The organism is Streptomyces sp. NPDC018610, assembly GCF_044391765.1.
Lineage (GTDB): Bacteria > Actinomycetota > Actinomycetes > Streptomycetales > Streptomycetaceae > Streptomyces.
On record NZ_JBISAL010000011.1, the window covers coordinates 142,529 to 155,192 of the forward strand.

14 protein-coding genes are annotated in these 12,664 nt (G+C 74.3%); 8 read left to right on the plus strand and 6 right to left on the minus strand.

Annotated features, from left to right (window positions below; translation table 11 throughout):
* Both ACH5A8_RS27080 and ACH5A8_RS27085 read left to right on the plus strand, forming a co-directional pair.
* Positions 1-1,194, plus strand: coding sequence for a sensor histidine kinase (locus ACH5A8_RS27080; RefSeq protein ID WP_399006578.1), 1,194 nt, complete (start codon positions 1-3; stop codon positions 1,192-1,194).
* The gene (locus tag ACH5A8_RS27085) at positions 1,191-1,805 is read left to right on the plus strand and encodes a DNA-binding response regulator (protein WP_399006180.1); all 615 of its coding nucleotides are present in this window, start codon (positions 1,191-1,193) and stop codon (positions 1,803-1,805) included. The genes ACH5A8_RS27080 and ACH5A8_RS27085 overlap by 4 nt, the downstream gene beginning before the upstream one ends.
* Before the next feature lie 36 nt (positions 1,806-1,841).
* On the opposite strand, the gene ACH5A8_RS27090 is transcribed toward ACH5A8_RS27085, so the two are convergent.
* Together ACH5A8_RS27090 and ACH5A8_RS27095 are read right to left on the minus strand one after the other, a co-directional pair.
* Complete coding sequence (locus ACH5A8_RS27090; protein WP_399006181.1) at positions 1,842-2,693, minus strand: tetratricopeptide repeat protein; 852 nt, start codon at positions 2,691-2,693, stop codon at positions 1,842-1,844.
* A gap of 17 nt (positions 2,694-2,710) precedes the next feature.
* Positions 2,711-3,829 (minus strand): GNAT family N-acetyltransferase, encoded by a 1,119-nt coding sequence (locus tag ACH5A8_RS27095; RefSeq protein ID WP_399006183.1) that lies wholly within the window; start codon positions 3,827-3,829, stop codon positions 2,711-2,713.
* Positions 3,830-3,969: 140 nt separating this feature from the next.
* Between ACH5A8_RS27095 and fdxA the strand changes: the two genes are divergently transcribed.
* Positions 3,970-4,290 carry a ferredoxin gene (gene fdxA, locus ACH5A8_RS27100; protein WP_399006185.1) on the plus strand — a complete coding sequence of 107 codons (321 nt, stop codon included), beginning with the start codon at positions 3,970-3,972 and terminating at the stop codon, positions 4,288-4,290.
* A gap of 116 nt (positions 4,291-4,406) precedes the next feature.
* Complete coding sequence (locus tag ACH5A8_RS27105; protein WP_399006187.1) at positions 4,407-5,498, plus strand: bifunctional succinyldiaminopimelate transaminase/glutamate-prephenate aminotransferase; 1,092 nt, start codon at positions 4,407-4,409, stop codon at positions 5,496-5,498.
* A gap of 174 nt (positions 5,499-5,672) precedes the next feature.
* Here ACH5A8_RS27105 and ACH5A8_RS27110 read toward each other — a convergent pair whose 3' ends face one another.
* Together ACH5A8_RS27110 and ACH5A8_RS27115 are read right to left on the minus strand one after the other, a co-directional pair.
* Entirely contained in the window at positions 5,673-6,104 is a 432-nt protein-coding gene (locus ACH5A8_RS27110; protein WP_399006188.1) for an ATP-binding protein, read from the minus strand.
* A 328-nt stretch (positions 6,105-6,432) separates the two neighbouring features.
* Entirely contained in the window at positions 6,433-7,410 is a 978-nt protein-coding gene (locus ACH5A8_RS27115) for a heavy metal transporter (protein ID WP_399006190.1), read from the minus strand.
* A gap of 94 nt (positions 7,411-7,504) precedes the next feature.
* Here ACH5A8_RS27115 and dapE point away from each other — a divergent pair, with 94 nt between their 5' ends.
* Together dapE and ACH5A8_RS27125 are read left to right on the plus strand one after the other, a co-directional pair.
* The gene (gene dapE, locus ACH5A8_RS27120) at positions 7,505-8,584 is read left to right on the plus strand and encodes a succinyl-diaminopimelate desuccinylase (protein WP_399006192.1); all 1,080 of its coding nucleotides are present in this window, start codon (positions 7,505-7,507) and stop codon (positions 8,582-8,584) included.
* A 162-nt stretch (positions 8,585-8,746) separates the two neighbouring features.
* Positions 8,747-9,505, plus strand: coding sequence for a TIGR00730 family Rossman fold protein (locus tag ACH5A8_RS27125; protein ID WP_399006194.1), 759 nt, complete (start codon positions 8,747-8,749; stop codon positions 9,503-9,505).
* Positions 9,506-9,760: 255 nt separating this feature from the next.
* Here the strand turns inward: ACH5A8_RS27125 and folP are convergent, their stop codons facing one another.
* Entirely contained in the window at positions 9,761-10,621 is an 861-nt protein-coding gene (folP, locus tag ACH5A8_RS27130) for a dihydropteroate synthase (RefSeq protein ID WP_399006196.1), read from the minus strand.
* A gap of 118 nt (positions 10,622-10,739) precedes the next feature.
* Between folP and ACH5A8_RS27135 the strand changes: the two genes are divergently transcribed.
* Together ACH5A8_RS27135 and ACH5A8_RS27140 are read left to right on the plus strand one after the other, a co-directional pair.
* On the plus strand, positions 10,740-11,096 hold the full coding sequence (locus ACH5A8_RS27135) for a DivIVA domain-containing protein (RefSeq protein WP_399006198.1): 357 nt from the start codon (positions 10,740-10,742) through the stop codon (positions 11,094-11,096).
* An 11-nt stretch (positions 11,097-11,107) separates the two neighbouring features.
* A complete protein-coding gene (locus tag ACH5A8_RS27140; RefSeq protein ID WP_399006580.1) occupies positions 11,108-11,761 on the plus strand; it encodes a DNA-3-methyladenine glycosylase I in 654 nt (217 codons plus the stop codon).
* A gap of 78 nt (positions 11,762-11,839) precedes the next feature.
* Here the strand turns inward: ACH5A8_RS27140 and ACH5A8_RS27145 are convergent, their stop codons facing one another.
* Complete coding sequence (locus tag ACH5A8_RS27145; RefSeq protein ID WP_399006200.1) at positions 11,840-12,643, minus strand: enoyl-CoA hydratase/isomerase family protein; 804 nt, start codon at positions 12,641-12,643, stop codon at positions 11,840-11,842.
* Positions 12,644-12,664 lie beyond the last annotated feature (21 nt).

Below are 12,664 nucleotides of genomic sequence, written 5' to 3' on the forward strand. Positions count from 1 at the left end.
ATGACGGAGGACCCGGTGTCCGACAAGGCCCGTGAGGCGCGGCTGATCCGGATCGGCGAGCCACCGCTGACCAGGCCCGACGCGCTGCGCAAGCTGGTGTGGATCGTGCCCTGGCTGGTCTTCCTCAGCTCGCCCGTGCACGACCTGGTCGTCGGCGGCCGCGGCGCCGCGGTGACCGCCGTCGGCTGGGCGGGCCTGACCGTCTTCACCGGCATCTACCTGGTGCTGCTCTTCCGGAACATGGGAGACCCCCTCCCCGACCGGGTCGTCGCCGGTCTGGTCGGCGTCCTCGGCGCGCTCGCCGTCGCCCTGACCGTCGCCTTCGGCGGCGCCTGGCTCGGCCTGTTCGTCTACGTCTCCGTCTCCTGCGGCAGCGTCTTCCAGCCGCGGGGCGCCTACTGGACCATCCCGCTCACCACGCTCGTGATGCTGGCCGTGGCGCTGACCGCGACCGACACCCAGCCCTGGGGCGTCGCCCTGCTGGTGGCGCTGATCGGCTTCTCGATGACCGGCGTACGGCAGCTGATCCGCACCACCATCGAGCTGCGCCTGGCCCGGGCCACGGTCGCCCGGCTCGCCGCCAACGAGGAGCGCCTGCGGCTCGCCCGCGACCTGCACGACCTGCTCGGCCACTCGCTGTCGCTGATCACGCTGAAGAGCGAACTGGCCGGGCGGATGCTCCCCGGCGACCCGGAGAAGGCGGCCCGGCAGGTCGCCGACATCGAGCAGGTCAGCCGGCAGGCGCTCGTCGACGTCCGCGAGGCCGTCACCGGCTACCGGCGCCCCCGCCTGCCCGACGAGCTGGCGGGCGCCCAGGTCGCGCTCGGCGCGGCGGGGGTGGTCGCCGAACTGCCCGGCGAACCCGATCTCGACGGCCTCCCGCGGGAGAGCGAGTCCGTGCTCGCCTGGGCGCTGCGCGAGGCGGTCACCAACGTGGTGCGGCACAGCGGCGCGACGCGCTGCGCGGTGTCCCTGGTCCGCCGCCAGACCCTGGACGGCCCGCTGTGCGAGCTGTCCGTCGAGGACAACGGCGCGGGCGGCCCGGCCAAGGGCCCAGGCAACGGTCTGACCGGCCTTTCCGAACGTCTGGAGGAGGTCGGCGGCACGCTGGAGGCGGGGCGCGTCAAGCGCGGTTTCCGGCTGGTCGCACGGGTGCCGCTGGCCGCGGGCGGGGACGTAGGATCCCGGGCATGAGCGAAACGATCAAGGTTCTCCTCGCGGAGGACCAGTCGATGGTCCGCGAGGCCCTTGCCGCCCTGCTCGGCCTCGAGGACGACATCGAGGTCGTCGCACAGGTGGCGCGCGGTGACGAGGTCGTGGCGGCGGCGCACGCCCACGGCGTCGACGTGGCGCTGCTCGACATCGAGATGCCGGGCTGCACCGGGATCGAGGCCGCCGCCCGGCTCCACAGGGAGCTGCCGGCGGTCAAGCTGGTCGTCCTGACCACCTTCGGCCGCCCCGGCTACCTGCGCAGCGCCATGGAGGCGGGCGCCGACGCGTTCCTGGTCAAGGACGCCCCCGCCGCCCAGCTCGCCGCGGCGGTGCGCAAGGTGCTGGGCGGCGAACGGGTCATCGACCCCACGCTCGCCGCCGCGGCCCTCGCCGAGGGGGCGAACCCCCTCACCGACCGCGAGCGCGAGGTCCTGCGGGCCGCCGCCGACGGCTCCACCAACGCCGAACTCGCCGCCGCCCTCCACCTCTCCCAGGGCACCGTCCGCAACTACCTCTCCACGGCGATCCAGAAGCTCGCGGTCCGCAACCGGGCGGAGGCGGTCCGCATAGCCCGGGAGAAGGGCTGGCTGTAGGGGCGCTCAGCCGCCGCCCGACGCTCTCGGCGGTCCTCAGTTCAGCAGGGCCCGGGCCGCCTGGGCCTGGCCGCGGACCCGTTCCGCGGCCGGCTCGTCGACCGCGGACACCAGGTCCGCGTACGCCTCCAGCTCCAGCGCCCCGCCCATGAAGTCACCGCGCTGCACCAGCAGCTGGGCCCGTTCGTAGCGCAGTCGGGCCGGGTGGGAGGGCAGGACCAGGGACAGTTCCACCGCCCACAGCGCCACGTCCGACCGCTCGGGCCGTACGGCCGCCCACGCCCGGATGTTGTTCAGGATCCGCAGCACGACGTCCAGCGTCTCGGCCGGCTCCAGCATCGAGGAGCGCAGTGGCGCCCCCGTCGCCCCGGCGACCAGCAGTTCGGCGTCCGCCCCGGTCAGCACCCTGCCCCCGTCGAACGGATCGGCGAGCACCTGCTCGTGCGCCGCGCCGAAGCCGACGACGAAGTGCCCGGGCAGCGCGACCCCGTACACCGGCGCCCCGGCCCGCCGCGCGACCTCCATCCACACCACCGACAGCAGGATGGGCAGCCCGCGCCGCCGGCGCAGCACCTCGTGCAGCAGCGAGGAGTCCAGCCGCTGGTAGTCGGCCGCCGAGCCGCGGAACCCGTACCGCTCGCCGAGCAGCTCGCACAGGGCCCGCGCCCAGGCGAGCGGCCCGCCCGGCCGGTACGGCAGCTGCCCCGCCAGCCGGTCCAGCTCCATCTGCGCCTCGTCGAGACCGGCCTCGTCCAGCGTCCCGTCGGCCGCCGCCCCGACCAGCAGGCACAGCGCCGACAGGTCGGGCCGCTCGCAGCGGGCCTCCTCGGCGAACCGCCTGAGCAGCTCGGCGGACCGTTTCGGCGGCGGGGGACTGGGGGCTCCCATGGCGAGTTCGTACCCGTTCACGGCGCCGGCCACGACGGGCCGCCGTCGCCCGGTGCGCCGGACCCGGTCCGCACCGTCGCGTCCGGCTCGCGGTAGTGGTGGTAGGCGTGGTGGGCGGCGAAGCCCATCCGGGCGTACAGCGCCCGCGCCCCGGCGTTGTCGGTCTCCACCTGGAGCCAGCCGGCCGACGCCCCCTCGTCCAGGGCACGCCGGGCCAGCGCGGCCATCACGGCGCTCGCCAGTCCCTGCCGGCGCCGCCGCGGATCCACCTCGACGGCGGCGAAGGACGCCCACCGTCCGTCCACCACGCACCGGCCGATCGCGGCGGGCGCGGACGCGTCCTCGCCGGGCACGGACGCGAACCACACGGAGGGTCCCGCGCCCAGGACCTTCCAAGCCACTTCGCTCACCCCCTTGCGCCGGTAACGCGCAAGCCACGCCTCGTCGGCCGTGCGGGAGAGCACGACCTCCACGTCCCCGTCGCCCCCGGGCCGGTCGGCGACCGGCGCCAGGGACCCGGTCCACAGCTCCGCGGTCACCTCGCGCACCCAGCCCCGCCGCTCCAGCTCGGCGCACAGCGTCTCCTGCGCGCCCTCGGCGCCGGTGGCGGTCTGGACGTACGCGGGCAGCCCGCGCTCGCCGTACCAGCGTCGTACGGCGACCAGCGCCTCGTCGAGCGGAACGCCGGGATCGCCGAGCGGCAGCACCGAATTGGCCCGCCGGGTGAAGCCCGCCCGTCGGCCGGCCTCCGCCTCCCACCGGCGCGCTCCGCGCGGCGCCTCCTCGACCGCGGCCCTGAGCACCCAGTCACCCAGCCGTTCGCTCTCCACCGGCTGCCAGGCCCGTGCGGCGACACGCGCGAGCTCCTCGTAGCCGGCGGCGGGACCGCGGCGGCGCGCCGGGGCGGCGGGGACGACCTTCCCCGCGACCAGCGACGTTTCCGCTATCCGGACGGTCTCACCGTCCTTTTGTGTGATCAGCAGCACACCGTCGTCCCATGATGTGAGAACACCGACCGTGTCGGTGAACTTCTCACCCGAGCCACCAGGTTCGCTCAAGCGCCGTACGGAGACTCGTTTTCCCACGTCAGCAGTGGTGATTCGGACCACGAGGCGTCCTGCAGCCGAGATTTCCACAGGTCGGTTCACCCCTCCTGTTCGGATCATGCCCAAGAACGGAGATACTAGGGGCGGGCATCGACGACGCCGCGCTCCCGCGCGCCAGGCGGCGGAGCCTGTGGAGGCCCGCCAGCGCCCTATCGAGGAGGAACGACAGCGTGACCTACGTCATCGCGCAGCCTTGTGTCGACGTGAAGGACAAGGCGTGCATCGAGGAGTGCCCGGTCGACTGCATCTACGAGGGCCAGCGGTCCTTGTACATCCACCCGGACGAATGCGTCGACTGTGGTGCCTGTGAGCCGGTCTGCCCGGTCGAGGCGATCTTCTACGAGGACGACGTTCCGGAGGAGTGGAAGGACTACTACAAGGCCAATGTCGAGTTCTTCGACGAGCTCGGTTCCCCCGGCGGCGCCAGCAAGCTGGGCCTGATCGAGCGCGACCACCCGCTCGTCGCCGCGCTGCCGCCGCAGGGCGAGTAACGTCCGGCGGTCCCACGCCGCGCCGCCTCGGTCCCGTACGGCCTGATCGCCTCGAGCGCTCCGACCGCCGCACGGGACCGAGGCGTTTTCCGCAAGCGAAAGTGAGCCTGATCCCCGTGTCCGCAGTCTCCGACCGGCTTCCCACCTTCCCCTGGGACAAGCTGGAGCCGTACAAGAAGACGGCCGCCGCCCACCCGGACGGCATCGTCGACCTGTCCGTCGGAACGCCGGTCGACCCGGTGCCCGAGCTGATCCAGAAGGCGCTGGTCGCGGCGGCCGACTCGCCGGGCTATCCGACGGTCTGGGGCACGCCCGAGCTGCGCGACGCGATCACCGGCTGGGTGGAGCGCCGCCTCGGCGCCCGGGGGATCACCCACCGCCACGTCCTGCCGATCGTGGGCTCCAAGGAACTGGTCGCCTGGCTGCCCACCCAGCTGGGCCTCGGCCCCGGCGACACGGTCGCCTTCCCGCGCCTGGCCTACCCGACCTACGAGGTCGGCGCCCGTCTGGCCCGCGCCGAGCACATCGCCTACGACGATCCCACGGACCTGGACCCGGCGAACCTGAGGCTCCTGTGGCTGAACTCGCCGTCCAACCCCACCGGCCAGGTCCTCGGCAAGGAGGAGCTGACCCGGATCGTCGCCTGGGCCCGCGAGCACGGCGTCCTGGTCGTGTCCGACGAGTGCTACCTGGAACTCGGCTGGGAGGCCGAGCCGGTCTCGGTCCTGCACCCGGACGTCAACGGCGGCTCCTACGACGGTCTCGTGGCGGTCCACTCGCTCTCCAAGCGCTCCAACCTGGCCGGCTACCGCGCCGCCTTCCTGGCCGGCGACCCGGCCGTCCTCGGCCCGTTGCTGGAGATCCGCAAGCACGGCGGCATGATGACCTCGGCGCCCACCCAGGCGGCCGTCGTGGCCGCCCTCGGCGACGACGCCCACGTCCGCGAGCAGCGCCGGCGCTACGCCGCCCGCCGCACCCTGCTGCGTGAGGCCCTGCTCGGCCACGGCTTCCGCATCGATCACAGCGAGGCCAGCCTCTACCTGTGGGCCACCCGCGACGAGTCCTGCTGGGACACCGTGGCCCACCTCGCCGAGCGCGGCATCCTGGTCGCCCCGGGCGACTTCTACGGCCCGGCCGGCGACCGGCACGTGCGCGTGGCCCTCACGGCGACGGACGAGCGGGTCGCGGCGGCCGTCGCCCGGCTCTGAGACGCACGGCCCCGAGACGCACGGCCCCGAGACGCACGGCCCCGAGACGCACGGCTTCGGGTCCGCGCCGCCGGGGCTGGGGCGACGGAGCCCCGCACACGCCGACGGGGCCCAGGAGGACCCTGGACCCCGTCGGGGCGGACGAGCGGCGCTCGGCCGCGGGCGGCGGACCGCTCAGCCGCCCAGCGGCAGGCCCGAGACCGGAGCCGAGACCGGCAGGCCCTTGCCGGCGACGCCGCTCTTGGCGGCCGTCCTGGCCGTGTCGCCGAGGACGCCGCCCGCGGACCCCGCCGCGTCGCCCGCGGTCTTCTGCGCCACCGGCGCCGCCTGCTTGACGAGCTTGCCGCCGGTCTTGCCCGCGGTCGGCACCGCCTGCTTGACCGCCTTGCCGCCGGTGTCGCCCGCGACCCCGGTGACGTGCTGAGCCGCACCGTCCACGGTGTTGCCGACGTGCGCCCCGTCCAGCGCGGTCAGACCGCCGAGGTTCGGGTTGGCGGGCAGCTGCGGGGCGGCGCCGGCGGAGCCGGCCGCACCGACCCCGGCGGCCGCTCCCGCAGCGACGAGCAGCGCGGCACGGGCGATCCGGCGGGTCAGGGGGAGGGACATGTTGCTCCTTCGACGGATGAGAACCTGAAGTCTTCGACCGGACCAGGAAGTTGACCGTCCGGGCCCGGACGCAGTGACTACCGCTCGAAGCCCGCGAAGGTTGCGGCGCGCCGACGTAAAGAGTTGGCAACGTGTCGCATTATCGGCTCCGGAGGAAACCGGACAAAAGGCCTGCGCGCGAAGAGCCCGTCGCCTCCGTACGCCCTTGTGTTCCCAAGGGTTTCGGCGACCGCGAGGGTGACGGCACGAAAACCTGCGCACCCCGCCGCCGCGGCCCGCGCCGCATGACCCTCGAGAGCGAAGACCCGTACGCGTGTCCGGTGCCCGGTCAGCGGCCGGTGGTGATGCGGACCGAGGCCGCTCGCGCCGCCGCCCCGTCGCCGTTCTTCGCGTCCGTCGTGTGCCACTGGCCGTCGGTGACCCCGGCGGTCCACTCCCGGCCGGCGTACGCCACCCGCTCGATGTGCAGCGCGGAGGCGTTGGCCACCGCCCAGTGCGCCAGCTGCCAGCCGCGCTCGCGCACATCACGCCCGCCGTCCGCCGCGGAGCCGGAGCGCACCGGCAGGGTCACCGTCCGCCCGCCGGCGTCCGAGACCGCGCTCGACGACGCGGGCGTCGGCGTCGGGCCGCCGCCCACCTCCGCGCCGGCCTCCTGCACCACGTCCCGCCCGAAGTCCCGTACGAGCGCCGCCCGGACCGCGTCCGGACCCGTGGCGCCGGTGGCGCCGGGGCGGCCCTGACAGGTCAGCGTGGCGGCGGCGCGCCCGGTGAGGGCCGCCGAGAGCAGGGTCGCGTCCGGCTCGTGCTTGGCGTACGCCTCCGGGTAACCGCTGCGCTGCACGCGCTGCGCCGCCACCGTCAGCGGCAGCGACCGGTAGTCGGGGACCTTGGCCAGATGCGTGTAGAAGGAGCCCGCCGCGTACGTCGGGTCCATGATCTCCTTCGGCGTGCCCCAGCCCTGCGAGGGCCGCTGCTGGAACAGCCCCAGGGAATCCCGGTCGCCGTGCTCGATGTTGCGCAGCCCCGACTCCTGCAGCGCGGTCGCCAGCGCGATGGTCACCGCCCGCTCGGGCATGCCCCGCCCGGTGCCGACGGCCGCGATCGTCGCCGCGTTCACCGCCTGCTCCGGCGTGAACTCGTACGACGTGCTCCCGCCGTCGGCGGAGACGACCTTGCAGCCGGGCCCGGTGCCGCCCGTGAGGTACTGCACGGTGAGGTAGCCCGCGACCGCCAGCAGGACGACGAGGGCCGCCCCGGTCCTGAGGAGGCGGCCACGGCGCTTCGGAGAGGGGGACGGCTCTGGCACGCGTACAAGGTACTTGAGACGGCCGGGGCTGCCGAGCCCGGTGCGCGCAATGTGCTGCGGCGCACGGGCGGTTCGCGGGGATAGGGTCGAGACCATGGCCGATACCCCGCTTGACCTCACGCTGGACGCCGCGCGCCTGACCGCGCAGCTCGTCGACTTCCCCTCGGAGAGCGGCGACGAGAAGCCGCTCGCCGACGCGATCGAGGCGGCGCTGCGCGCCCTGCCGCACCTCACGGTCGACCGCCTCGGCAACAACATCGTGGCCCGTACGGACCTGGGCCGGGCCGAGCGCGTGATCCTGGCCGGCCACATCGACACCGTGCCGATCGCGGACAACGTCCCCTCCCGGCTCGACGAGGACGGCGTGCTGTGGGGCTGCGGCACCTGCGACATGAAGTCCGGAGTGGCGGTGCAGCTGCGCATCGCCGCCACCGTCCCCGCCCCCAACCGCGACCTCACGTTCGTCTTCTACGACAACGAGGAGGTCGCCGCCGAGCTCAACGGCCTCAAGAACGTCGCCGAGGCCCACCCGGAGTGGCTGGCCGGCGACTTCGCCATCCTGCTGGAGCCCTCCGACGGCGAGGTCGAGGGCGGCTGCCAGGGCACCCTGCGGGTCCTGCTGAGGACCAGCGGGGAGCGGGCGCACTCCGCGCGCTCCTGGATGGGCTCCAACGCCATCCACGCCGCCGCGCCGATCCTGCGGAAGCTGGCCGAGTACGAGCCGCGCCGCCCGGTCATCGACGGCCTGGAGTACCGCGAGGGCCTCAACGCGGTGGGCGTCTCGGGCGGAGTGGCCGGCAACGTCATCCCCGACGAGTGCGTGGTCACCGTGAACTTCCGCTACGCGCCGGACCGTACGAAGGAGGAGGCCGTCGCCCACGTGCGCGAGGTCTTCGCCGACTGCGGCGTCGAGGAGTTCGTGATCGACGACCACAGCGCCGGCGCGCTGCCCGGCCTCGGCCACCCGGCCGCGGCGGCCTTCGTCGAGGCGGTCGGCGGCACCCCGAAGCCCAAGTTCGGCTGGACGGACGTGTCGCGCTTCTCCGCGCTGGGCGTCCCCGCCGTCAACTACGGTCCGGGCAACCCCCTCCTCGCGCACAAGCGGGACGAGCGGGTGGAGACGGCCAAGATCCTGGCCGGCGAGGAGCGGCTGCGCGCCTGGCTCGCCGGCTGACCGCGACGGGCGGCCGCGTCCCGACCGTGACGCACTGGCCCGTCCCGGCCGTGACGGGCGGCCCCGGCGGGGCGCTGCGCGTCGGACATGCCGAGGTCCCCCGCCCGTAACCCGTGTGGATCTACGCTGAGGTGGAACGTCCTGCGATCGGAGGGAGCGCACATGCCGACAGGCAATCCCGAGGGCAAGAAGCAGCCACCGGACGAGCAGCGCCTGGGGCCCGTCCTCCGCCGGCGCGGCCAGGTCCAGGCGAGCACGACCGACCAGCGACTGCTGGACGAGCGCGCCCCCACCGACTGGGTGCACACCGACCCCTGGCGGGTCCTGCGCATCCAGTCGGAGTTCATCGAGGGCTTCGGCACCCTGGCCGAACTGCCGCCCGCCATCAGCGTGTTCGGTTCGGCGCGCACCCCGGTGGACTCACCGGAGTACGCGGCGGGGGTGCGGCTGGGCCGGGGCCTGGTCGAGGCGGGCTTCGCGGTGATCACGGGCGGTGGCCCGGGCGCGATGGAGGCAGCCAACAAGGGCGCGTGCGAGGCCGGCGGCACCTCGGTCGGCCTCGGCATCGAGCTGCCCTTCGAGCAGGGCCTGAACCCCTACGTCGACATCGGCCTCAACTTCCGCTACTTCTTCGTCCGCAAGATGATGTTCGTGAAGTACGCGCAGGGCTTCGTGGTCCTGCCCGGCGGCCTGGGCACCCTCGACGAGCTCTTCGAGGCCCTCACCCTCGTCCAGACCCAGAAGGTCACCCGCTTCCCGATCGTCCTGTTCGGCAGCTCGTACTGGGGCGGCCTGGTCGACTGGCTCAAGAACACCCTCATCGCCGAGGGCAAGGCCGCCGAGGCCGACCTGACCCTCTTCCACGTCACCGACGACGTCGAGGAAGCGGTGGCCCTGATGTCGAAGGAAGCCGGGAAGTAGCGCCCGGCGAGGAGTGCGGGGCCGCGCCGATGTGCGGCCCCGCCGCGCGGGCGCGCCCGGCCCCCGTCCGTCGGCGGCCCGGAACGCGGCCGGGCCGCGGACGGACGGGGGCCCAGAGGCGGCGGAGGGGGAAAGCCCCGCGCCGCCCCCCTGCCCCGCGGGATCCTGAGCCCCGCGCCGCCCCCACTGCCCCGCGGGTCCCTCGGCCCTGCGCCGGCCGTCACCGCCCCGCAGGAACGCGAAGAACCTGAAGCCCTACGCCAGCCCCCGCCGCGCCACCGCCGGCGCCCGGTGCCCGGCGATGGACGCCACCATGTCCACCACCTGCCGGGTCTCGGCGACCTCGTGCACCCGGTACACCTGAGCCCCCAGCCACGCCGACACCGCGGTCGTGGCCAGCGTCCCCACCACCCGCTCCTTGACCGGCCGGTCCAGCGTCTCGCCCACGAAGTCCTTGTTGGACAGCGACACCAGCACCGGCCACCCGGTGGCGACCATCTCTCCCAGCCGACGGGTCGCCTCCAGGCTGTGCCGCGTGTTCTTCCCGAAGTCGTGCCCGGGGTCGATCAGCACCGACTCCCGCGGCACCCCGAGCGCCACCGCCCGCTCGGCCAGTCCCACGGTCACCTTCAGGATGTCGGCCATGACGTCGTCGTACGTCACCCGGTGCGGCCGCGTCCGCGGCCGGGCGCCCCCGGCGTGCGTGCACACGAGCCCGACCCGGTACCGCGCGGCGACCTCCGCGAGCCGCGGGTCGACCCCGCCCCACGCGTCGTTCAGCAGATCGGCCCCGGCCTCGCAGACGGCCTCGCCGACGTCCGCCCGCCAGGTGTCCACGCTGATGACCACGTCCGGGAACCGCCGCCGCACCTCGGCCACGAAGCCGACCGTGCGCCGCGCCTCCTCCTCGGCGGTCACCTCCTCGCCCGGGCCGGCCTTCACCCCGCCGATGTCGACGATCGCGGCACCTTCGGCGACCGCCTGCTCCACGCGGGCCAGGGCCGGCTCGTCGCGGAACGTCGCCCCCTGGTCGTAGAAGGAGTCCGGGGTCCGGTTCACGATCGCCATGATCACCGGCTCGTGCGTGTCGAATTCACGCCTGCCCAGCCTGAGCATCCCCTGTGACCTCTCCTCGTACGCTGTCGGTCTTCGGCCGCCTGCGACCCTAACTGTCAGCCTCGCATGGCACGATCGGACCCTGACACATACGACGGACTCCGTGGGGACCCCAGCGATGGTTATGTTCTTGTTCCTGGTCGTGGCGCTCGCCGTCGTGGTCGCCGCGGTCACCCTCGCGGTGGTCGGCGGCGGCGAGGGCGGCGGACCGCTGCCCGAGGCGGCGCCCGAGCTGACGTACGACACGCTGCCGCCGGACCGTCCGCTGGGCCGTGCCGACGTGGAGGACCTGCGCTTCCCGGTCGCCGTCCGCGGCTACCGGATGACCGACGTGGACGACGCCCTCGGCCGGCTCGGCGCCGAACTCGCCGAGCGCGACGCCCGCATCGCCGACCTGGAGTCCGCGCTGGCCGGCGCCCGGGCCGCGGCGGCCCACGTCCGCCTGGCCAAGCCCGGGCCGGAGGACCAGCAGTGAGCGGTGACGTGATGACGGACGACGTGGTGACCGGCGGCGGGCCGGTGGCCGACGCGGTCGCGGGCGGCCCGGCGGCCCCGGTCGCGGGTCTCGCGGTCGCGGGCCCGGACGGCGGCCTGCGCTGCCCGTGGGCGCTGTCCGCGACGGAGTACGTGGCCTACCACGACGAGGAGTGGGGCCGCCCGGTCCACGGCGACGACGCGCTCTTCGAACGCCTCAGCCTGGAGGCCTTCCAGTCCGGGCTGTCCTGGATCACCATCCTGCGCCGCCGCCCCGGTTTCCGCGCGGCCTTCGCCGGCTTCGGGATCTCCGCGGTGGCCCGGTTCACGGACGCCGACCGCGAGCGACTCCTCGCCGACGCCGGCATCATCCGCAACCGCGCCAAGATCGACGCGACCCTCGCCAACGCGCGCGTGCTGGCCGACTGGTCCCCGGGCGAGCTGGACGCGCTGATCTGGTCCCACGCCCCCGACCGGGCCGGCCGTGCGGCGCCCCGGACCCTCGCCGACGTCCCGGCCGTCACTCCCGAGTCGACGGCCCTGTCCAAGGCCCTGAAGAAACGCGGCCTGCGCTTCGTGGGCCCGACGACGGCGTACGCGCTGATGCAGGCGTGCGGTCTGGTCGACGACCACCTCGCCGACTGCGTGGCGCGCCGCCGCCCCTGACCGGCGGCCGTCCCCGGCCGGCGGCCGGCCGACCGGCCGGCCGCGGGGCGACGGCGCGCCACGGACCGGCGGACCGGATCAGCGGCCCAGGTACTTCGGCTTCTCCTTGTTGACGAAGGCCTGTACGGCGATGGCGTGGTCCTCGGACTGGCCCGCCCGCGACTGGAGCTCGTCCTCCTTGTCCAGGGTCTGGTCCAGGGAGTGGGTCAGACCGAAGGCCACGGCCTCCTTGAGCGCCGCGTACGCCACCGTCGGGCCCGCGGCCAGCCGCCGGGCCACCTTCTCGGCCTCGGCGCGCAGCTCGGCGGCCGGCACGACCTTGTTGGCGATCCCCAGCTCGTGGGCCTCTTGGGCGTCGATGCCGCGGGGGAAGAGCAGCAGGTCGGTGGCGCGGCCGGGGCCGACGACCCGCGGCAGGGTCCAGGAGACGCCGGAGTCCGCGGTGAGCGCGACGCCCGCGAACGAGGTGTTGAAGGAGGCGGTGTCGGCCACGACCCGGTAGTCGGCGGCGAGCGCGAAGCCGAAGCCGGCCCCGGCGGCCACGCCGTTGACCGCGGCGACCACCGGCTTCGCCGCCCCGGCGAGCGCCCGCACGATCGGGTTGTAGTGCTCCGCCACGGTGCTCATCGTGTGCCGGGAGCCGCTCTCCCGGTCGGCGGCCAGCAGCCCGATGTGCTCCTTGAGGTCCTGCCCCACGCAGAACGCCCGGTCACCGGCGGCGGTCAGCAGCACGGCGCGTACGGCGTCGTCGGCGGCCGCGGACGTCACCGCGTCCCGCAGGGCGACCTTGGCCGCGACGTTCAGCGCGTTCATCGCCTCCGGGCGGTTCAGCGTGATCGTCGCGAGTCCGTCGCTCACCTCGTAGAGCACGGTGTCGGCCATGGGACATCCCCTCCGGTGTCG